At 55.0% G+C, this 20,043-nt stretch carries 18 protein-coding genes; 5 read left to right on the forward strand and 13 right to left on the reverse strand.

Translation table 11 applies throughout. The features are described 5' to 3' along the window. Positions 1-161: 161 nt before the first annotated feature. Entirely contained in the window at positions 162-1,610 is a 1,449-nt protein-coding gene (thiI, locus tag ACOTWU_RS13150) for a tRNA uracil 4-sulfurtransferase ThiI (RefSeq protein WP_006809903.1), read from the forward strand. Between the two features lie 94 nt (positions 1,611-1,704). Here the strand turns inward: thiI and yajL are convergent, their stop codons facing one another. Continuing rightward, positions 1,705-2,298, reverse strand: coding sequence for a protein deglycase YajL (yajL, locus tag ACOTWU_RS13155; protein ID WP_126499180.1), 594 nt, complete (start codon positions 2,296-2,298; stop codon positions 1,705-1,707). Continuing rightward, complete coding sequence (panE, locus tag ACOTWU_RS13160) at positions 2,261-3,172, reverse strand: 2-dehydropantoate 2-reductase (RefSeq protein WP_252049335.1); 912 nt, start codon at positions 3,170-3,172, stop codon at positions 2,261-2,263. The genes yajL and panE overlap by 38 nt, the downstream gene beginning before the upstream one ends. 125 nt (positions 3,173-3,297) lie before the next feature. On the opposite strand from panE, the gene ACOTWU_RS13165 reads away from it, so the two are divergent. Further along, positions 3,298-3,789: a YajQ family cyclic di-GMP-binding protein gene (locus ACOTWU_RS13165; protein WP_017383179.1), complete on the forward strand. Its 492-nt coding sequence runs from the start codon at positions 3,298-3,300 to the stop codon at positions 3,787-3,789. Between the two features lie 32 nt (positions 3,790-3,821). Here ACOTWU_RS13165 and ACOTWU_RS13170 read toward each other — a convergent pair whose 3' ends face one another. From ACOTWU_RS13170 to ACOTWU_RS13200, 7 genes are all read right to left on the reverse strand, one after another. Beyond that, positions 3,822-5,183: an MFS transporter gene (locus ACOTWU_RS13170; RefSeq protein ID WP_045344600.1), complete on the reverse strand. Its 1,362-nt coding sequence runs from the start codon at positions 5,181-5,183 to the stop codon at positions 3,822-3,824. Positions 5,184-5,297: 114 nt separating this feature from the next. Next, complete coding sequence (gene fucA, locus ACOTWU_RS13175) at positions 5,298-5,945, reverse strand: L-fuculose-phosphate aldolase (RefSeq protein WP_017383181.1); 648 nt, start codon at positions 5,943-5,945, stop codon at positions 5,298-5,300. Between the two features lie 28 nt (positions 5,946-5,973). Next, a complete protein-coding gene (locus ACOTWU_RS13180; protein ID WP_015571284.1) occupies positions 5,974-6,969 on the reverse strand; it encodes a LacI family DNA-binding transcriptional regulator in 996 nt (331 codons plus the stop codon). Positions 6,970-7,030: 61 nt separating this feature from the next. Beyond that, a complete protein-coding gene (locus tag ACOTWU_RS13185) occupies positions 7,031-8,620 on the reverse strand; it encodes an FGGY-family carbohydrate kinase (RefSeq protein WP_058689258.1) in 1,590 nt (529 codons plus the stop codon). An 11-nt stretch (positions 8,621-8,631) separates the two neighbouring features. Beyond that, the gene (locus ACOTWU_RS13190; RefSeq protein ID WP_126499179.1) at positions 8,632-9,582 is read right to left on the reverse strand and encodes an ABC transporter substrate-binding protein; all 951 of its coding nucleotides are present in this window, start codon (positions 9,580-9,582) and stop codon (positions 8,632-8,634) included. A 46-nt stretch (positions 9,583-9,628) separates the two neighbouring features. Beyond that, positions 9,629-10,612, reverse strand: a complete 984-nt coding sequence (locus ACOTWU_RS13195; RefSeq protein WP_017383183.1) for an ABC transporter permease — start codon at positions 10,610-10,612, stop codon at positions 9,629-9,631. A 2-nt stretch (positions 10,613-10,614) separates the two neighbouring features. Continuing rightward, the gene (locus ACOTWU_RS13200) at positions 10,615-12,114 is read right to left on the reverse strand and encodes a sugar ABC transporter ATP-binding protein (RefSeq protein ID WP_077580001.1); all 1,500 of its coding nucleotides are present in this window, start codon (positions 12,112-12,114) and stop codon (positions 10,615-10,617) included. Between the two features lie 407 nt (positions 12,115-12,521). Here ACOTWU_RS13200 and fucI point away from each other — a divergent pair, with 407 nt between their 5' ends. Genes fucI through fucU form a run of 3 tightly spaced genes read left to right on the forward strand, consistent with a single transcriptional unit; the run spans position 12,522 to position 16,174 of the window. Beyond that, positions 12,522-14,300, forward strand: a complete 1,779-nt coding sequence (gene fucI / locus ACOTWU_RS13205) for an L-fucose isomerase (protein ID WP_045327588.1) — start codon at positions 12,522-12,524, stop codon at positions 14,298-14,300. 49 nt (positions 14,301-14,349) lie between these two features. Next, positions 14,350-15,753 (forward strand): L-fuculokinase, encoded by a 1,404-nt coding sequence (gene fucK, locus ACOTWU_RS13210; RefSeq protein WP_206513928.1) that lies wholly within the window; start codon positions 14,350-14,352, stop codon positions 15,751-15,753. Continuing rightward, positions 15,746-16,174: an L-fucose mutarotase gene (gene fucU, locus ACOTWU_RS13215; protein WP_022647241.1), complete on the forward strand. Its 429-nt coding sequence runs from the start codon at positions 15,746-15,748 to the stop codon at positions 16,172-16,174. Before fucK ends, fucU begins: the two co-directional genes overlap by 8 nt. Positions 16,175-16,214: 40 nt before the next feature. Here fucU and cyoE read toward each other — a convergent pair whose 3' ends face one another. From cyoE to cyoB, 4 genes are read right to left on the reverse strand one after another with little or no spacing between them, the layout of a single operon-like run. Further along, positions 16,215-17,102 carry a heme o synthase gene (gene cyoE, locus ACOTWU_RS13220; protein WP_126499176.1) on the reverse strand — a complete coding sequence of 296 codons (888 nt, stop codon included), beginning with the start codon at positions 17,100-17,102 and terminating at the stop codon, positions 16,215-16,217. An 11-nt stretch (positions 17,103-17,113) separates the two neighbouring features. Next, positions 17,114-17,440 carry a cytochrome o ubiquinol oxidase subunit IV gene (locus ACOTWU_RS13225; RefSeq protein WP_006809888.1) on the reverse strand — a complete coding sequence of 109 codons (327 nt, stop codon included), beginning with the start codon at positions 17,438-17,440 and terminating at the stop codon, positions 17,114-17,116. Then, positions 17,440-18,054, reverse strand: a complete 615-nt coding sequence (locus tag ACOTWU_RS13230; protein ID WP_017694411.1) for a cytochrome o ubiquinol oxidase subunit III — start codon at positions 18,052-18,054, stop codon at positions 17,440-17,442. Before ACOTWU_RS13230 ends, ACOTWU_RS13225 begins: the two co-directional genes overlap by 1 nt. Beyond that, a complete protein-coding gene (cyoB, locus tag ACOTWU_RS13235; protein ID WP_017383189.1) occupies positions 18,044-20,035 on the reverse strand; it encodes a cytochrome o ubiquinol oxidase subunit I in 1,992 nt (663 codons plus the stop codon). Before cyoB ends, ACOTWU_RS13230 begins: the two co-directional genes overlap by 11 nt. Positions 20,036-20,043 lie beyond the last annotated feature (8 nt).

Below are 20,043 nucleotides of genomic sequence, written 5' to 3' on the forward strand. Positions count from 1 at the left end.
ATTTTTCGCCCTGACATGGTAACGGACTCGGGGCAATTATCAAATAACGCGAGTGGCGCGATGGTGGTATACTTGCGCGCCTGGATGCAGCCACGGGTGTGGGCTGCTGTATCATTTTCCACTACAAGCCTTTATAAGCTTGCCTAAGAAACATTGCCGCCATGAAGTTTATCATTAAATTGTTCCCTGAAATCACCATCAAAAGCCAATCCGTGCGTTTGCGCTTTATTAAAATTCTCACCGGGAACATTCGTAACGTATTAAAACACTACGACGAAACGCTCGCCGTGGTGCGTCACTGGGACCACGTAGAAGTCCGCGCGAAAGACGAAAACAAACGTCTTGATATTCGCGACGCGCTGACCCGTATCCCGGGTATTCACCATATTCTGGAAGTGGAAGACGTTCCCTTCACCGATATGCACGATATCTTCGAAAAGGCGTTGGTGCAGTACCGCGACCAGATCGAAGGGAAAACGTTCTGCGTGCGCGTGAAGCGCCGGGGTAAGCATGAGTTTAGCTCTATTGAGGTTGAGCGCTACGTCGGTGGTGGTCTGAACCAGCACGTTGAAACGGCGCGCGTGCGCCTGACTAACCCGGACGTCACCGTTAATCTTGAGATCGAAAACGATCGCCTGCTGCTGGTCAAGGGCCGTTACGAAGGTATTGGCGGTTTCCCTATCGGCACTCAGGAAGATGTGCTGTCGCTGATCTCCGGTGGTTTCGACTCCGGCGTGTCCAGCTATATGCTGATGCGTCGCGGCTGCCGCGTGCACTACTGCTTCTTTAACCTGGGCGGCGCGGCGCATGAAATCGGCGTACGTCAGGTGGCGCATTACCTGTGGAACCGCTTCGGCAGCTCTCACCGCGTGCGTTTTGTGGCGATCAACTTTGAGCCGGTGGTCGGCGAAATCCTCGAAAAAGTGGACGACGGCCAGATGGGCGTGGTGCTGAAGCGTATGATGGTGCGTGCGGCGTCCAAAGTGGCTGAGCGCTACGGCGTGCAGGCGCTGGTCACCGGTGAAGCGCTGGGGCAGGTCTCCAGCCAGACGCTGACTAACCTGCGTCTTATCGATAACGTGTCTGATACGCTGATCCTGCGTCCGCTGATCTCTCACGATAAAGAGCACATCATCGATCTGGCGCGTAAAATAGGTACTGAAGATTTTGCCCGCACCATGCCGGAATATTGCGGTGTGATCTCAAAAAGTCCAACCATCAAAGCGGTGAAGGCGAAGATCGAAGCGGAAGAAGAGAACTTCGATTTCAGCATCCTGGAAAAAGTGGTGGCGGAAGCGTCCAACATCGATATCCGTGAGATCGCTCAGCAGACCGAGCAGGAAGTGGTTGAGGTGGAGACGGTCAGCGGCTTCGGTGCTAACGATACGATTCTGGATATCCGTTCTGTTGATGAGCAGGATGACAAGCCGTTGCAGGTGGAAGGCGTCGAGGTGGTTTCGCTGCCGTTCTACAAGCTGAGCACCCAGTTTGGCGATCTCGACCAGAGCAAAACGTATCTGCTGTGGTGCGAACGTGGGGTCATGAGCCGTTTGCAGGCGCTGTATCTGCGTGAGCAGGGCTTTGCGAACGTGAAGGTGTATCGCCCGTAGTTTCTCGCCCGGTGGCGCTTCGCTTACCGGGCCTACGGTACCGTGCATTTGTAGGCCGGGTAAGGCGTAGCCGCCACCCGGCTTTTTTTATGCACTACTCTTCATAGTAATTATAAATACCCGCCGCCATCACCAGCGACGAAGCCACTTCGTAGGCCTTCTCGCGCCCGACCAGCAGGTCAATAATCTTCAGGCCAAAATCAATGGCGGTGCCCGGCCCCTGGCTGGTGAGCAGGTTAACGCGTGGATCCCAGACCACGCGCTTATCCACCCACTGGTCTTGCGGAATAGTGTCCTTCAGGCCAGGAAAGCCGGTCATATTCCCGATGGGGAAAATGTCGTGCGGAACCAGCACCGTACCTGCGGCCGCACAGATTGCCGCGACGATACGCCCGGAAAGATGAAACTGACGAACGGTTTCAACCAGCAGCGGGCTGTCGCGGAAACACTCTGCACCCTTCAGCCCACCCGGCAAAACGATCATGTCGTAATCACCGTCCGCCACCTGTACAAGCGGTGCATCCGCCAGGATCTTCACCCCACGCGAGCAGGTAATCGCCAGACTTCCGTCGCTGGCGACGCTGGCGGTAGTAACCTTAATACCACCACGCACCATCAAATCAATGGTGGTGACCGCTTCTGTCTCTTCGCTACCAGGGGCGAGGCATACCAGTGCCGATGCGCTCATACTCACTCTCCTTTCGTTTTACTAACTCAAACAGACGGCTGTTTTCCGCAACGGTAATACCGTGTGCCCGGGCGCGTTTTAACAGATAACCGGTAATGTAATCAATTTCGGTATGCCGCATAGCCCGGATATCCTGCAACATTGAGGAGATATTTTCTGCCGTACTCTCAATGACCTGGTCGACATAATAACGTAAATCGGACTCTGAGGTGTGGTAGCCTTCGCGTTCAATGACGGCGGCAACTTCCCGGCAAATCAGCGCTACCCGATCGGGATGCTTGCGCAGCTCACCGTTAGGGCAATCCAGCAGGGCGGTCAGCGGATTGATCGCGCAGTTGACCGCCAGTTTGCGCCACAGTTCCGCGCGAATGTTATTGTGCCAGGCGACGTCAGGCAGCGTGCTTTGCAGGGTATCCGCAAGATAGCTGTAATCGCCGGTCTGTTCACGCGCAGGACCGATATGGGTGATACCACTGGCAACATTGATAATGACGTTACCGTCGCGACGTGCCGCGTGGGTGGTTGTCCCCATCAGCAGCGGTTGCCGGACAGATTTTAGCTCTTCAATGGTACCCATACCGTTGTGAATCAGCAGGATTGGCGTGCTTTCAGGTAACTGGGCGGCCAGGCTTTTCACCGCATCGGAGACCTGCCAGGCCTTCAGCGTGACCAGCAGCAAATCGCTGGTGGCAAGAAATTCCGGATCGTTTGCCGTCAAAGACTCGTTGAAAATTGAACCGTCTGTACCAATTACGTTCACACTGCAATAGGGCTGGGGAATTCGCAGCCAGCCCTGAACGTCGTGTCCCTGTTTGCATAGCGCTGTAAGCCAGAGTTGGCCAAGGGCTCCGCATCCAAGCACTGTTACTTTCATCGTTCCTCCTCACCTGCAACGGCGCCAGGTGCTATGACGCTAAGTATAGCGCCATCAGCTAAGCTTCTCGTTATGCCTCGTTGCGGGTATTATGCAACGCAACAAAAATGAAGGGAGAAGAAAAGATGCCATCTTTCGATATTGTTTCTGAAGTTGATTTGCAGGAAGCGCGTAACGGCGTAGAAAATGCTGTCCGTGAGGTTGAGTCACGTTTCGATTTTCGTGGCGTTGAGGCGACCATTGAACTGAACGACGCGAACAAGACGATCAAAGTCCTGAGCGAGTCTGATTTCCAGGTCAACCAGTTGCTGGATATCCTGCGCGCCAAGCTGCTCAAGCGCGGCATTGAAGGGACCTCACTCGATGTACCGGAAGATTTTGTTCACAGCGGCAAAACCTGGTTTGTGGAAGCGAAGCTGAAGCAGGGGATTGAGAGCGCGGTACAGAAAAAAATCGTTAAGCTTATCAAAGACAGTAAGCTCAAAGTGCAGGCGCAGATCCAGGGTGAAGAGATCCGCGTGACCGGAAAATCCCGTGATGACCTGCAATCCGTGATGGCGCTGGTGCGTGGCGGCGATCTCGGTCAGCCATTCCAGTTTAAAAACTTCCGCGATTAAGACAATCATGCCCGGCTAAACCGGGCATTTTTTCAGGCCTTCAGCGCCTGCTCCACCTCAAAGCGGTTAGTCACTTTGCTGTCAATTTTGACATACGCACTGCGCTCTTCCGGGACAATCAGCACTTCGCTCACGCCCTCTGTCGCTTCCAGACGCTGTTTTAACGCGTCACCGATTGCCACGTCATCGGGAATTTCTACCCGCAGGCTACTTACATAGCGCGGCTCTTTCATGGAGCTGGCAACAAACAGCCAGAGCATCGCCAGCAGCGCACCGGCGAGGAAAACGGTCTGGGAGTCAAACAGACCGTCCACCCAGCCGCCGAGCGACCCGCCGATCGCCACGCCGAGAAACTGGCTGGTGGAGTAAATGCCCATCGCGGTGCCTTTGTATCCTGCCGGAGACTCTTTGCTGATAAGCGACGGCAGCAGGGCTTCCATCAGATTAAACGCCAGGAAGAACAGCTGTACGCCGGCGATCAGTTCCCAGAAATGCGGGCCAGCGCCCCACAGCACAATCTCGGCAATCAGCAATAACGCCACGCAGCCCATGAAGACGCGTTTCATTTTGCGCTTCACTTCGGCGTAAATAATGAAGGGCACAACGGAGACAAACGAGATCAGCATTGTGACCAGATAAATTTTCCAGTGCTCTGCCGCCGGGAAACCGGCTGCGGCAAGTTGACCGGGCAGGGCGACGAAGGTGGACATCAGCAGAATGTGCAGGCACATAATGCCGAAGTTCAGCTTAAGCAGGCGCGGCTCGGCGATGACTTTGCTGAAGCAGCCTTTCACCATCCCGGATTCACGGTTGAGGACGTGGTTTTTACTGTCAGGCACAACCCACAGCGTGAGTGCGATCCCAATGGTCGCCAGCACCGCAATCATCCAGAACAGGGCGTGCAGGCCGAGCGCATGAGTGATGACAGGCCCCAGCACCATGGCAATGGCAAACGTGACGCCGAAGCTGACGCCGATAAACGCCATGGCTTTGGTGCGGTTTTGCTCGCGGGTTAAGTCTGACAGCAGCGCCATCACGGCGGCGGCAATCGCCCCGGAACCTTGCAGGGCGCGCCCAAGAATAATTCCCCAGATGGAGTGGGAGAGGGCGGCGATGATGCTGCCAAGTACAAACACCAGCAGCCCGCCGACAATCAGCGGTTTGCGACCTACGCGGTCGGAGAGCAGGCCAAAGGGGATCTGGAATATCGCCTGCGCCAGGCCGTAGATACCAATCGCCAGACCAATCAGCGCTTCGCTGGCACCCTGTAACGCCATGCCATATGTGGTCAGAACGGGCAGGACCATAAACATGCCAAGCATCCGCAGCGAGAAAACAGTCCCTAAACCCCAGGTCGCACGCAGTTCGCCTGGCGTCATTTTATAATCGTTCATTACCACCTCTACCAAAAAGCAGGCCATAGTTTAGGCGGGGTGATAAGTGCGGTAAATAGGTGTTTGTTTAAGAGATATTACGAGGGTGTGATAAAAGCACCCCCGGATAAAAAATTACGCCTCGACGCGCAATCCGTAGCTTTTGAATTTCTCAAGAACAATGGCAATTTCATCGTCACTGAGTACAGGAACGGGATCTACTATCGCCAGCGTGGCCAGGTAGAGTTTTGCCAGCACCTCTACCTCCTGCGCCAGCCACAGTGCCTTTTCAAGATTTTCTTCGCAGGTTATCAGGCCGTGGTGCTGTAAGAGCGTCGCTTTGCGATCGCGTAATGCGACCGCGACATGCTCTGACAGCGCGCGCGTCCCGAAGGTCGCGTAAGGGGCGCAGGGAATGGAGTTTCCCCCGGCGGCGGCAATCATATAGTGAATAGCAGGAATGGGGCGGTTGAGTATCGAGACGGCGGTACAGTTAACCGCATGGTTATGGACGACGGCGTTAGCATCCGGGCGGGTCTGATACACAACCTGATGAAAACGCCATTCGCTGGAGGGCAGTTTATCTTCTTCGTGTCGCCCCTGTGCATCTACATAGACGATACTCTCTTCGGTCAGATGCTCGTAGGGAATTCCGGTCGGCGTAATCAGCATGCCGTCGCGATAGCGAACGCTGATATTGCCGGCGGTGCCCTGATTTAACCCCATGCGGGTCATCTCAAGGCAGGTGTCGATAATGTCTCTGGCTAATCGGGCTCGTTCCATTTTTTATTCTCCGGGTACAGTTTTATTTTTACTGGCGGGAACGTTTGACCAGCTTCATATCGACTTTCGCCGTCTCGTTAACCGCTTCGCCGTCGATGGCTCGCTGCATCAGTTCAAACGCTTTTTCCGCCCAGGTATCTTCATCCTGCTGCATGGACCAGACGCTGTTAGGCAGGAACCCCAGCATGGGGTGCTCATCGAAGGTGCCGATATTGATGTGTTGGGGCACGGTGCCGGTACGCGTCCGCAGGGCTTCAATTGCCCCTTCCAGAACGGGTAACGATGAGGCGATAAACGCCTGCGGAACACCCTGGCTGTCGATAAGCGAATCCATCAGGGCATATCCGCCCTCCGGCGTATTGTCCGGCCCTTCGATGACCCACTCGCGATGGTGAATACCGGCTGTTTTCAGGGCCTGTAAGTAGCCGTTCAGACGGTCCGTAATACTGGGCAGTGCGGTATCGCCCACAAGGAACCAGAGCGGCGTTTTTCTCTCTGCCAGCATGTTGCGGGCCAGTTCATCCCCCCCGGCCTCGTTATGACTCTCAACCAGCGCGTTGTCAGTAAAGCCAAAATCCCGGTCGAGGAGCACCAGTGGTTTTTGGATCTGCCGCAAATGATGCTGCTGGTTTTCCAGCGTCGAGGGAACGATAAACAAGCCGTCCACGTTGCGCGCCATCAGGGCTTTGACCAGCTTATTTTCGTAATCCACATCGTTGTAAGTACAGCTGATCATCAGCTGGTAGCCCGAACGGCGGCAGCGCAGTTCGAGTTTCTCGGCGAGCGTTGCAAAGAACACGTTCGAGATGTTGGGCACGATGAGTCCCAGCGTCTCGGTTTTGTTTAGCTTAAGACTGCGCGCCGAATGGTTGAGGGTATAGCCGAAGCGCTCGACGTGTTCATTAATTCGGGACTGTGTTTTCACGCTGATCCGATACTGTTCGGCTTTCCCGCTCAGTACCAGCCGCACGGTGGTGACGGATAAATTCAGATCCTTCGCTATCTGTTCAACTGTTTTGGCCATCGCTACGCCTCAATCCTTAACGTACGTAAAAAACTGCTGATAAAGCATACGCATCCTGCCATTACATTTCCTGTTGCATCAGGAGATTAAGCGCCTGCTGCTGGGTCCACAGCATCAGGTACGCCTCATATTTTTGCCTGTGGAAAGCCGCGGTTTCCGGCCGACGGGTGATGATGTCGCCGGCTTTGACCATTTCCCGGGTGGCATCGGTGAGCGTTGCCCATGCACCGCTCGCCACAGCGCCGCAAATGGCCGCGCCGAGAGTGACGGCATCTTCTTCGGCTAAGAGATGAATATCGCAGCCCGTGGCATCGGCATACTCCCGCAGCCAGAGCCGGTTATGGGTGGCTCCTCCACAAATGACAATGCGCGACAAGGTGTGCCCGTGATGTTTCAGGGTATCCATAATATGTCGTGTGCCATAGGCTATGGCCTGTAGCGTGGCCAGATAGAGCCTCGCCAGCGCACGTTCACCGGTTTCTAATGTCAGACCAACCACGCTGCCCCGCGCATCCGGACGCGAACGCGGCGAGCGGTTGCCGTGGTGATCGGCCAGAATGTGCAGGTTGCGGGTGGGATATTTTTCTTCCTGTTCAAGCGCGGCTACCCAGTCGTTGAGCAGCGCCACCGGATGGCGTTGCGCCGCTTCTGCTTTTGCAAACAGGTCTGCGCTGGCTCCGTGCTCGCGCAACGTCCAGTCGACCAGCGCCCCGGCAGCACTTTGCCCGCCTTCCGTCAGCCAGTAGCCCGGCAGCATGACGCTCCAGTAAGGCCCCCAAACGCCGGGCGTATGGATCTCCGTCTGACTGGCAAGCATATGGCAGTTCGAGGTTCCGCTGATGAGCGCCAGCGTGCCCTCCGGGTGTGAGCCCGTCAGCGCCACGCCACCCGCGTGGGCATCGATCATGCCGCTTGCCACAACCACCTCTTCGGGCAACCCCAGAGCTTGCGCTGCCTGTGGGCTGAGTTTCCCGACGCATTCAGCGACGTCCAGAATAGTATCGGGAATTTTTGTCAGTAAGGTCTCCAGCCCCACCTCCCTGAGCAGCGATTCGCTGAACTGCGCCTCATGCGCAAGGTAGTTCCATTTGCAGGTGAGGGTGCACAGGCTGGCGGCGTCCTGGCCCGTCGCTTTCCAGACAAGAAAATCGGCAAGGTCGAAAAAGCGCCAGGCCTGATTCCATGTTTCAGGATGATGTCGCTGCAACCACAGCAGTTTTGGCAGTTCCATTTCAATACTCACCTCGCCGCCCACGTAGCACAGGGCAGGATCGCGTGTGGCATTGATGCGAACAGTTTCTTCGTGAGCACGATGATCCATCCACATAATGATGTCCTGCGATGCCGGACTGTCGGGGGACACGCTCAGGCCGTTACCCTCAGCATCCAGCGCGACCAGCGAGCACGTGGCGTCGAAGCCAATCGAACGAATGGCGTCGGGTGAGATCCCAGAGGAGTCGACGGCTTCCCGCACCACCGCGCAAACCTGCTGCCAGATCTCCGCGGAGGACTGTTCCACGCGCGCGTTGCTGGCGTGAAACTGCGAAATCGGACGGGTCGCGAAGCTCAAACGCTCGCCTTGCGCAGAGTAAAGCCCAGCACGAACGCTGGCTGAACCCACATCGACCCCGAGGAAATAGCCGTCACTCATCATAAACTTCCTTATTTTTTACCAAACGGATGTAACAGTTTATCAATTTCAGGGGTGTTGATATTCTGCGCATTGACATATTTCACTGGAATATCAATTTCTTTAGCCACCGTCTGTCCGGAAATTACCGCGTTCAGCGCCTTTATGCCCTGATAACCAATCTGGTACGCGTCCTGCACCACGAAGCCCTGAATCACGCCGTTTTTGAGGAAGTTAATGATGGCTTCGGTGCTGTCAAAACCGATGACTTTCACTTTGCCCTTCAGATTCTGGCTGTCGATAGCGTTCGCAACGCCCAGGGTTGAGCCTTCGTTGGTGGCATAAATACCGGCGATATCCGGGTTGGCCTGAACCATATCAATGGTTTTATCCATCGCCTTTTGCGGGTCGCCATCGCTATATTGCACCGGCAGTACCTGAATATTCGGGTACTTCTCTTTCATTCGCTCGCTGAATCCTTCAGAGCGCTCAATGGCGGACGTCGTTCCGGCTACGTGGGCGATAATACCCACTTTCCCCTGCTGGCCTACCTGCTCCGCCAGCGCATCCGCAGCCTGTGCGCCCGCCTTACGGTTATTGGTGGCGACAAAGCTGGCCGGGATATCGGAGTTCACGCCCGAGTCGAAGGTCACCACTTTGATCCCCCGGCTGTTGGCGGTTTCGACCAGCGGGGCAAGGGCGTTTGCATCAAGCGCGGCCAGCAACAGGCCGTTTGGCTTTTGTGCCATGGTGTTTTCGACTAACTGGATCTGCTCGGCGATTTGCGTTTCATCGGCAGGGCCAACGTAGCTGGTTTTGTCACCCAACTCTTTTGCGGCAGCTTCCGTCCCCATTTTGACCGTCTGCCAGAATTCGTGCTGGTAACCTTTACTGACTACCGGCAGGTTTAAATCTTTTGCCAGCGCGCTGCTGGACAGGATGGCAACGAGCGACAGGGCGCTCAGGATATGGCTGGTTTTCATTATTTTGCTCCGTTGTAGGGTTGGCAGGGCTTGTTGTATCGAGAACCTAACGCATTCTTTTACGTAACGTGTCCAGGTAGACGGCGGCAACGACGACCACGCCCATCGCCACCATCTGCCAGAACTGGGACACGCCCATGAGATTGAGGCCGTTTTTCAGCACGCTCATAATGAACGCGCCTATGATGGTGCCGCCAATCGTGCCCACGCCGCCCATCAGACTGGTACCGCCGATCACTACCGCCGCAATGGCTTCCAGCTCATAACCCACGCCTACGGTTGGCTGGCCTGAATTGAGACGAGAGGCGAGGATCACCCCGGCCACGCCGGTTAACAGGCCGCATAAGGCGTAAACGAAAATTTTCACTCGCTGGACTTTAATCCCGGAAAGATGTGCCGCCGTTTCATTGCTGCCGACAGCGTAGATATAGCGGCCCATCACCGTTTTCTTCAGGATCCACATGGCGATCAGTGCCACGATGACCAGGTAGAACACCGGGTAAGGCAGGACGTCGAACAGGCGACCCTGCGCTAGCAGCTTGAACTGCGGGTAGTCAGAAAAATAAATCGCGCGGCCATCGGTCATCACCATATTGATGCCGCGTACCGACATCATTAAGCCGAGGGTGGCAATAAACGGTGGTATGGTCATTTTGGTGACCAGAAACGCGTTCACATAGCCGCAAAGCCCGCCGGCGAGCACGCCTGCCAGAATACAGACCGGCAGCGGCATACCAAACCCGGCGGCGATGCCCACCGCAACCCCTGAGAACGCCACCACCGATCCGAGCGACAGGTCGATCCCGGCGGTAATAATCACAAAGGTTACGCCAATGGCCATGATGCCAATCACCGCCGTTTGCAAGGCGATAGTCATGATATTTTCAGTATTAAAGAAGAACGGTGAGCTGAAGCTGAAAAACAGAACCAGCAATACCAGGCTAAAAAGAGGCGCCAGACGCATCAGGAGCGCTTTATTTATTTTCATCGTATGACTTCCGCTTTGCGGCGATGGAACGGTAACGGACATGATTAATCCTCCAGCGTGGCGTATTGCATGATTTTTTCCTGGGTGGCGTGCTCAGCCTCTATTTCGCCGGCAATGTGGCCGCTGCGCATCACAAGTATGCGGTCGCACATTCCTAATACTTCCGGCAGTTCGGATGAAATCATGATGATCGATTTACCTTTAGCGACAAGGCGGTTCATTAGTTCATAAATTTCCAGCTTGGCGCCAACATCAATTCCCCGGGTTGGCTCATCAAAAATTAAAATATCGGTATCTTTACAGACCCAGCGGGCAATAATGATCTTCTGTTGATTACCGCCGCTTAAATTCAGTGCCGCCTGTTCCAGATGCGGCGTTTTTATTCGCAGCGCATCCACCAGTTTCTGACTGGACTCCCGGCAGCGTTTTTCATCGACATTACCCGCGGCGCCGGCGTAGTCCGGGTAATTGCCGAGCATAATGTTCATCTCAACGGAAAGGCCGAGGGCGAGTCCCTCTTTTTTGCGGTCTTCTGTTAAATAGCTGATGCCTTTCTCAATGGCGTCAGCCACGTCTTTAATCCGTGTGGGGGTGCCGTTCAGCGTCAGGGTACCGGCGTCGATCGCATCGGCGCCAAACAGGGCCCGGCCCAGTTCCGTTCGGCCTGCGCCCATTAAGCCAGCGAGGCCGAGGATCTCACCGCGCCAGAGGGTAAAGTTGATGTCGTGCAGTACACCATTTCGCGTCAGGCCATTCACCTCCAGCACTTTTTCTCTGCGCTGAGGCGGCGGGCGTTTTGGGTAGATGTTATCGAGATTGCGGCCAACCATCATGGCGATAAGCTCGCCGATCTGAACCGTTTCATAATCTACGGTGGCGATGTATTGTCCGTCGCGCATGACGGTCGCGCGATCGGCGATCAGCGCCAATTCTTCCAGACGGTGCGAGATGTAGACTATCCCCGTGCCCTGAGCCTTGAGCATCCGCGTGACGTCAAACAAACTCTCGATTTCACTTTCGGTCAGCGCGGCGGTGGGTTCATCCATGATTAGCACTTTGGCATTGACCGAAATCGCTTTGGCAATTTCCACCATCTGCTGCTGGGCTACGGTTAATTCACTGACGCGGGCGTCCGGGGCGATTTTTAAATTCAGCGTGTGCAGTATTTTCTCAACCGCCTGTCGCTGGGCGCGTTTATCTAACTGCCAGCGACTATTTTTGCAGAATTCACGGCCAATAAAGATATTCTCTTCCACGGTTAAATCGGGAAAGAGATTAAATTCCTGATGGATAATCGTAATACCTGCGTGCTGAGCACTTAGCGGATCGCTGAATGATACGGATTGCCCTTCAAAGCGAATTTCACCGGAATCGGGTTGGTAAACACCGGATAATATTTTCATCAGCGTCGATTTGCCGGCACCGTTTTCACCTAACAGGGCATGAACTTCGCCGCGGCGTAAATCGAAATCAACCTGATTCAGCGCCAGCACGCCGGGAAAGCGTTTGGTGATGCGCGTCATCTGAATAAGAGTCTCTGACATTGCAAAATTCCTGTGTTGGAAAGGCAATGAATCACAAGCCACAGTGATTTAGTTATTAAGCTAACTCGACTTAGCTTTCGTCCTTAAAAGCTATTTTAGGGTCATAATTTAGCCAAATCATTTGTATTCAAATTGTGACGTCGTGCAAAGGTATTTTGTTATTTAATTGAATTCAAACGATATGTTTAGATTTTGCTGAATCGTAATACCTGACACTGATCGAATTTTGACCTCTCATCGTGAAACTGCTCACAGATCCTGCACATTTATCTTGTCTCATTTTTAGTGAGAACCCTAAGCTAATTCGAGTTAGCAAATTTCACCGCTTTCCGTTCACGGTGCTGCCCGGGCGCTTTTTCACGGCTATGCCCCTGAGACGGATAGGTTAACCAACGTGAGGAAGGGCTATGAAAACGATAAAAGCGTTACCCCGGATTGGCATTCGACCTGTTATTGATGGCCGCCGAATGGGCGTACGCGAGTCTCTGGAAGAGCAGACCATGAACATGGCGAAAGCCACGGCGGCGCTACTCAGTGAAAAATTACGCCACCCCTGCGGTACGCCCGTAGAGTGCGTAATTGCCGACAGCTGCATTGCCGGAATGGCGGAATCCGCCGCTTGCGAAGAGAAGTTCAGCACGTGCCACGTTGGTCTGACGATCACCATCACCCCCTGCTGGTGTTACGGGAGTGAAACCATTGATATGGATCCGCTGCGCCCGAAAGCGATCTGGGGCTTTAATGGCACCGAGCGTCCGGGGGCGGTATACCTCGCAGCGGCGCTGGCAGCGCATAACCAGAAAGGGATCCCGGCGTTTTCCATTTACGGCCACGATGTACAGGATGCGGGCGACGAGACCATCCCGGCAGACGTTGAGGAAAAATTGTTGCGCTTCGCCCGGGCGGGCCTGGCGGTCGCCAGCATGAAGGGGAAAAGTTATCTGTCGGTGGGCGGTGTCTCAATGGGGATCGCGGGCTCGATTGTCGATCACAACTTCTTTGAATCCTGGCTGGGGATGAAGGTGCAGGCGGTGGATATGACCGAACTGCGTCGCCGCATCGATCATAAGATTTACGACGAGCAAGAACTTGAGCTGGCCCTGAGCTGGGCGAAGGCACATTTCCGTTTCGGCGAGGATAAAAACGCAGAGCAGTATCGTCGCAATGAACAGGAAAATGCCGCGATCCTGCGGGAGAGCCTGCTAATGGCGATGTGCATCCGCGACATGATGCAGGGCAACCCTAAACTCGCTGCGATGGGCCGCGTGGAGGAATCGCTGGGCTATAACGCCATTGCGTCCGGTTTCCAGGGGCAGCGCCACTGGACGGATCAGTATCCAAATGGTGATACCGCAGAGGCGCTGCTGAACAGCTCTTTCGACTGGAACGGTATTCGCCAGCCGTTGGTAGTGGCGACGGAAAATGACAGCCTTAACGGGGTAGCGATGCTGTTTGGGCATCTGATGACCGGCACCGCGCAGATTTTTGCTGATGTACGCACCTACTGGTCGCCGGAGTCGGTTGAGCGTGTTACAGGCCAGAAGCTCACTGGACGGGCTGAGCACGGCATTATTCATCTGATCAACTCCGGCTCGGCGGCGCTGGACGGTACAGCGGAGCAGAAAGACGCCGAGGGGAAACCGACCCTGAAACCACACTGGGACATTACTGAGCAGGAAGCCAGCGCGTGCCTGGCCGCAACCCACTGGTGTCCGGCGGTGCATGAATACTTCCGCGGGGGCGGTTTCTCATCAAACTTCCTCACCCGGGGTGGCGTGCCATTTACCATGACCCGCGTAAACCTCATCAAGGGTGTGGGTCCGGTATTACAGATAGCGGAAGGCTGGAGTGTTGAGCTGCCGGAACACGTACATGACATTCTGAATAAGCGCACCGATTCAACCTGGCCCACCACCTGGTTTGCCCCACGCCTGACCGGTAAAGGCCCGTTCAGCGACGTCTATTCAGTGATGGCGAACTGGGGCGCTAACCACGGGGTATTAACCGTCGGGCACGTCGGCGCTGATTTCATCACCCTGGCGTCCATGCTGCGCATCCCTGTATGCATGCATAACGTACCGGAGGCGCTGATTTATCGGCCGACGGCCTGGGGCGCTCACGGTATGGATCCGGAAGGGCAGGATTACCGCGCCTGTGAAAATTACGGACCGTTATACAAACATTAATCCGGCCTGCCAGCCTGCTCCGGCGGGCTGGCAGCCTGTGGGGACCGCGATGAAAAAATGTTTTCTGGTTCTCGATTGTGGCGCGACGAACGTGCGCGCCATTGCGCTGGATCCCGAAGGGAATATTGTGGCGCGCGCCGCGGTGGCGAACGAAAGCGAAAGCGCCGCTGAAAATCCGGCCTGGCACCAGTGGTCGCTCGACGCCATCATGCAACGGTTTGCCGTCTGTTGTCAGAAAATCAGCGCAGCGCTGAGCGAGCATAACCTGTGCGGAATGAGTGTGACGACCTTTGGCGTGGATGGCGCACTGGTAGATGAGCGGGGAGAACTGCTTTACCCGATCATCAGCTGGAAGTGCCCGCGAACCGTGCCGGTGATGGAAGCGGTTGCCCGTTCATGCTCCCCGGCAGAACTACAGCAGATCACCGGCGTTGGGCAGTTTAGTTTTAACACGTTGTATAAGCTAGGCTGGCTTCAGGACAACCATCCCGATCTGTTACAGCGTGCTCACGCCTGGCTTTTTATCTCCTCGCTAATCAACCATCGCCTGACCGGAAAGATGACGACCGATCTCACGATGGCCGGTACCAGTCAGATGTTCGATCTGCATCAGCAGCGCTTCAGTGAAACGATCTTAAGCAAGATCGGCGTGCCTCATTCCCTTTTCCCGCCGCTGGTTTCCCCCGGAGAAAGGATTGGTGAATTGCGGCCCGACGCTGCATCCAGGCTCGGATTGCCTTGCGGTGTGCCGGTGATCTCCGCCGGGCACGACACGCAGTTTGCCCTTTTTGGCGCCGGGGCGGGAATTAATGAGCCAGTTCTCTCTTCGGGTACCTGGGAGATTTTAATGGCGCGCACCACGCAGGTTGATACCGCTTTGCTGGGGCAATACCCGGGCGCAACCTGCGAACTGGATAGCCGGACGGGGCTCTATAATCCGGGAATGCAATATCTGGCGTCTGGCGTACTGGAGTGGATCCGCGCGCTGTTCTGGTCGCCTGGTACCGACTGGGACACTATTCTGGCTCAGGCGGCGGCAATTCCGAACGGCGCGGATGGCGTCACGATGAATACCCAACTGCTCGATTCTCCACTCGCCGGCTGGCAGGGCGTTACGCTCACCACAACGCCAGCCCATTTTTACCGCGCAGCCCTGGAAGGACTCACGGTGCATCTGCAAGAAAAATGCCTGGCGCTGGAGGCGATCGCGCAATTTAAGGCGCGTGAACTCCTGCTGGTGGGGGGAGGTAGCCGCAATATGCTGTGGAATCAGCTCAAGTCCAATGCGCTTGGGATCCCGGTGAAGGTTCTTGAAGAGGCTGATACGACCGTGCTGGGGGCGTCTTTGTACGGATGGTGGGGCGTCGGAGAAACGGCCAGCGCTGAGGCTGCTCGCGATCGGGTCCACTATCGTTACCGTTATTTCTATCCTGAGGAGCAACCTTGTGCTTAAAACGATATCCCCTCTGATTTCACCCGAGCTGCTGAAAACGCTGGCAGAAATGGGTCATGGTGACGAGATTATTTTTGCAGATGCTCACTTTCCCGCGCATAGCCTGGGGCCAAAGACGATCCGCGCAGATGGCCTGCTCATCAGCGATTTGCTGGCCGCGGTGATACCGCTGTTTGAACTCGACAGCTATGCGCCACCGCTGGTGATGATGGCCCCTGTCGACGGGGATACGCTCGATATCCAGGTCGAAGCGCGCTATCGCAACGCACTCTTTGGTGAGGCGGAAGGGGAGGGGATTACGCGTATTGACCGTTATGCGTTTTATGCGCGGGCACAGAAAGCGTACGCCATCGTGGTGACGGGCGAGACCGCGAAATACGGCAATATACTGTTAAAGAAAGGGGTTACGCCGTACCAATAAAAAACGCCGGGCTAAACCCGGCGTTTTTACATCAGTCTTCTTACCAGACGTAAGTCAGCAGGTGTTGTGAATCTGGCACCATGAAGTCTACGGACATCATCACGGACAGGGAGGTGATGGCGACAATCGAGAACACAAACAGCTTGCGTGCCCAGACCTTGTCATCTTCCACTTTGTAACCGCGCAGGGCCATGCCGAGCCACCATACGCTCACCGCAGCTGCTACCACCAGATATTTATATCCGGCGTAACCGCCCAGAGAGAGCATCAGCGTTGCTACGGCAAAAGCGATGATGTAGAGCGTGATGTGGTTCTTGGCAACCGAAATGCCTTTCACGACCGGCAGAACCGGAATGTTCGCCGCCTGATAATCCTTAAAGCGGAAAATCGCGATGGCGTAGGAGTGCGGCATCTGCCACAAGCTAAAGATAGCCAGCAGGATCAGCGCACCGCTGTCGAACTCGTTCGTGACGGCGCAGTAGCCAATCACCGGCGGCGCCGCGCCGGAGAGAGAACCAATCAGCGTGCCGTAGACGGAGTGACGTTTCATATACAGGCTGTAGACGCCCACATACACCACGAACCCCATCACCCCCAGCCAGCAGGCCAGCGGGTTAGCACCAAACCACAGCAGCATAAAGCCAGCAATACCCAGCAAGGTGGCGTACACCAGCGAGACGGAAGGAGCAATCAGGCCTTTAACCAGCACCCGATTTTTGGTCCTTTCCATCTTCTTGTCGATATCCATGTCGATGTAGTTGTTAAATACACAACCGGACGCAACCACCAGTGACACACCGATCAGCGTGTAAATAAAGAGGGTGTAATCAATGCTGCCTTTAGAGGCCAGCAGGAACCCTCCGATTACGGAGATCAGGTTGCCAAAGATGATGCCTGGTTTCGTGACTTGCAGGTATTGCTTAAACATACTCGCCGCTCTTAGTGAACCATCATGTTGTAGTTAAGGTTCCACATAATCCAGATGGAACCGACTACCAGGATAGCGATGATAATCACGGTAAAGATAAAGGCCGTCATGTTCCAGCCTTCATCGGACTTGGTGTTCATGTGCAGGAAGCAAACCAGATGCACCAGAATCTGAATCACCGCGGTCACCAGGATTGCGCCCAGGATAACCGGCTTAGATGCAGAACCGTTCATCACCATCCAGAACGGGATCACCGTCAGAATGATCGACAGGATGAAACCTGTCATGTAGGTTTTTACGCTGCCGTGGGAAGCGCCATGATCGTTAGAATGACTCATTACATCGCCCCCATCAGATAGACAACAGAGAACACACAGATCCATACCACGTCCAGGAAGTGCCAGAACAGGCTCAGGCACATAATACGGGTACGGTTAGTACTGGTCAGGCCGCGACGGGAGATCTGGAACATCAGCACCGCCATCCAGATCAGACCCGAGGTCACGTGCAGACCGTGGGTGCCTACCAGCGCGAAGAACGCTGACAGGAAGCCGCTACGATCCGGGCCGAAACCTTCCATGATCAGGTGATGGAATTCATAGATTTCCATCCCGATAAAGCCAGCACCAAACAGCCAGGTCAACGCCAGCCAGGAGACAACCTGGCTCTTGTTGTTTTTGTACATGGCGATAGCCGACATGCCGTAGGTGATGGAGCTGAATAACAGCAGTGCGGTTTCAACCAGAACGAACGGCAGTTCAAAGATGTCCTTACCGGTCGGGCCGCCCGCTGTGCCGTTCACCAGAACGGCATAGGTTGCGAACAGACAGCAGAACAGGATGCAGTCGCTCATCAGGTAGATCCAGAAACCGAAGACTTTCGTCGGTCCTGTATCATGGTGCGCATGTTCATGCGCGTGGGCAGTTGAGTGCGCCAGAGTATCAGTTGCCATTTTTCAGCCCCGCTTTAGAAATCTCGTCAAAATGCTGGTTTTCCAGCTTTTCAACTTCACGGACTGGTACGTAGTAGTCCACGTCCTCGTCAAAGCTCTTCACAATCCAGCTGATTACGATGCCAGCGAAGCCAACAATCGCCATCCACCAGATGTGCCAGATCATTGCGAAACCAAATACCGTTGCGAAAGCGGCAATAACCATGCCCGCGGCGCTGTTTTTCGGCATATGGATCTCTTCGTAATGCTCAGGTTGCTTGTACGCTTCACCTTTTTCTTTCATTTCCCAGAATGCATCACGCTCGTGAATGTGCGGCACTACGGCAAAGTTATAGAACGGAGGCGGAGAAGAGGTCGCCCACTCCAGCGTACGGCCACCCCATGGGTCACCGGTCAGGTCGCGGTTCAGGTTACGGTCACGGATAGACACGTAGTACTGAATCAGCTGGCACAGAATACCGCAGGCAATCAGCGCTGCGCCGCCCGCTGCAACCATCAGCATTGGGTGGAACTGCGGATCGATCTGCTGGCTCAGACGACGGGTCATCCCCATGAAGCCCAGCACGTACAGCGGCATAAACGCCACGAAGAAGCCGATGATCCAGAACCAGAACGCGCGTTTACCCCATTTTTCGTTCAGGGTGAAACCGAACGCTTTTGGCCACCAGTAGGTCACACCAGCGAAGCAGCCGAAGACCACGCCACCGATGATAACGTTATGGAAGTGCGCAATCAGGAACAGACTGTTGTGCAGAACGAAGTCAGCACCTGGTACCGCCAGCAGTACGCCGGTCATCCCACCTACGGAGAAGGTCACGATGAAGCCGATGGTCCACAGCATAGCTGAGTGGAACACGATACGACCCTGGTACATGGTGAACAGCCAGTTGAAGATCTTAACCCCGGTCGGGATCGCGATAATCATGGTGGTAATACCGAAGAAGGCGTTTACGTTGGCACCCGCACCCATGGTGAAGAAGTGGTGCAGCCAGACGATGAACGACAGGACGGTAATACATACGGTTGCCCACACCAGAGAGGTGTAACCAAACAGGCGTTTACGCGAGAAGGTTGCCGCGATTTCGGAGAACACACCGAACACCGGCAGAACCAGGATGTACACTTCCGGGTGACCCCAGGCCCAAATCAGGTTGATGTACATCATCATGTTGCCACCCATATCATTCGTGAAGAAATGGGTACCCAGATAGCGATCCAGGGTCAGCAGCGCGATGGTGACGGTCAGAATTGGGAACGACGCGATAATCAGGACGTTGGCGCACAGAGATGCCCAGGTAAATACTGGCATCTTGAACATCGTCATACCTGGTGCACGCATCTTCAGGATGGTCACGAAGAAGTTAATACCGGTCAGGGTGGTACCGACACCGGAGAGCTGAAGCGCCCAAATCCAGTAGTCAACGCCCACGCCCGGACTGTACTCAATTCCCGACAGCGGCGGGTAGGCCAGCCAGCCAGTCTGAGCAAATTCGCCCACACCCAGTGACAGGTTAACCAGGATAACGCCGACAACCGTGAACCAGAAGCTCAGGTTGTTCAGGAACGGGAACGCAACGTCGCGCGCGCCGATTTGCAGCGGAACGACCACGTTCATCAGACCGATTACCAGCGGCATCGCCACGAAGAAGATCATGATAACGCCGTGGGCGGTAAAGATCTGATCGTAGTGGTGCGGTGGCAGGAAGCCGGCTTCGCCCGCAGACGCAAGCGCCTGCTGGCTACGCATCATGATTGCATCCGCAAAGCCACGAATTAACATGACGATACCGACGATGCAGTACATGATACCGAGTTTTTTGTGGTCAACCGAAGTCAGCCACTCATTCCACAGGTAGCTCCACTTACCGAAGTAAGTGATCAGGCCAACTAAGGCCGCGCCACCAATGATAATTGCAGCCACCGTAACCATAATAATCGGTTCATGGTAGGGCACTGCATCCAGTGTCAATTTTCCGAACATTTTCTTCC

The organism is Enterobacter cloacae complex sp. GYL001 (assembly GCF_049237125.1).
In the GTDB taxonomy this organism is placed as follows: domain Bacteria; phylum Pseudomonadota; class Gammaproteobacteria; order Enterobacterales; family Enterobacteriaceae; genus Enterobacter; species Enterobacter hormaechei_C.

Excerpts from the sequence above, each read along its gene's own strand:
- cyoE (WP_126499176.1), bottom strand. The coding sequence starts at position 17,102 with ATGTTTAAGCAATACCTGCAAGTCACGAAACCAGGCATCATCTTTGGC.
- ACOTWU_RS13195 (WP_017383183.1), bottom strand. The coding sequence starts at position 10,612 with ATGTCCGTTACCGTTCCATCGCCGCAAAGCGGAAGTCATACGATGAAA.
- ACOTWU_RS13230 (WP_017694411.1), bottom strand. The coding sequence starts at position 18,054 with ATGGCAACTGATACTCTGGCGCACTCAACTGCCCACGCGCATGAACAT.
- ACOTWU_RS13190 (WP_126499179.1), bottom strand. The coding sequence starts at position 9,582 with ATGAAAACCAGCCATATCCTGAGCGCCCTGTCGCTCGTTGCCATCCTG.
- ACOTWU_RS13180 (WP_015571284.1), bottom strand. The coding sequence starts at position 6,969 with ATGGCCAAAACAGTTGAACAGATAGCGAAGGATCTGAATTTATCCGTC.
- fucA (WP_017383181.1), bottom strand. The coding sequence starts at position 5,945 with ATGGAACGAGCCCGATTAGCCAGAGACATTATCGACACCTGCCTTGAG.
- panE (WP_252049335.1), bottom strand. The coding sequence starts at position 3,172 with ATGAAAGTAACAGTGCTTGGATGCGGAGCCCTTGGCCAACTCTGGCTT.
- yajL (WP_126499180.1), bottom strand. The coding sequence starts at position 2,298 with ATGAGCGCATCGGCACTGGTATGCCTCGCCCCTGGTAGCGAAGAGACA.
- ACOTWU_RS13165 (WP_017383179.1), top strand. The coding sequence starts at position 3,298 with ATGCCATCTTTCGATATTGTTTCTGAAGTTGATTTGCAGGAAGCGCGT.
- thiI (WP_006809903.1), top strand. The coding sequence starts at position 162 with ATGAAGTTTATCATTAAATTGTTCCCTGAAATCACCATCAAAAGCCAA.
- ACOTWU_RS13185 (WP_058689258.1), bottom strand. The coding sequence starts at position 8,620 with ATGAGTGACGGCTATTTCCTCGGGGTCGATGTGGGTTCAGCCAGCGTT.
- cyoB (WP_017383189.1), bottom strand. The coding sequence starts at position 20,035 with ATGTTCGGAAAATTGACACTGGATGCAGTGCCCTACCATGAACCGATT.
- ACOTWU_RS13225 (WP_006809888.1), bottom strand. The coding sequence starts at position 17,440 with ATGAGTCATTCTAACGATCATGGCGCTTCCCACGGCAGCGTAAAAACC.
- fucI (WP_045327588.1), top strand. The coding sequence starts at position 12,522 with ATGAAAACGATAAAAGCGTTACCCCGGATTGGCATTCGACCTGTTATT.
- fucK (WP_206513928.1), top strand. The coding sequence starts at position 14,350 with ATGAAAAAATGTTTTCTGGTTCTCGATTGTGGCGCGACGAACGTGCGC.
- ACOTWU_RS13200 (WP_077580001.1), bottom strand. The coding sequence starts at position 12,114 with ATGTCAGAGACTCTTATTCAGATGACGCGCATCACCAAACGCTTTCCC.
- ACOTWU_RS13170 (WP_045344600.1), bottom strand. The coding sequence starts at position 5,183 with ATGAACGATTATAAAATGACGCCAGGCGAACTGCGTGCGACCTGGGGT.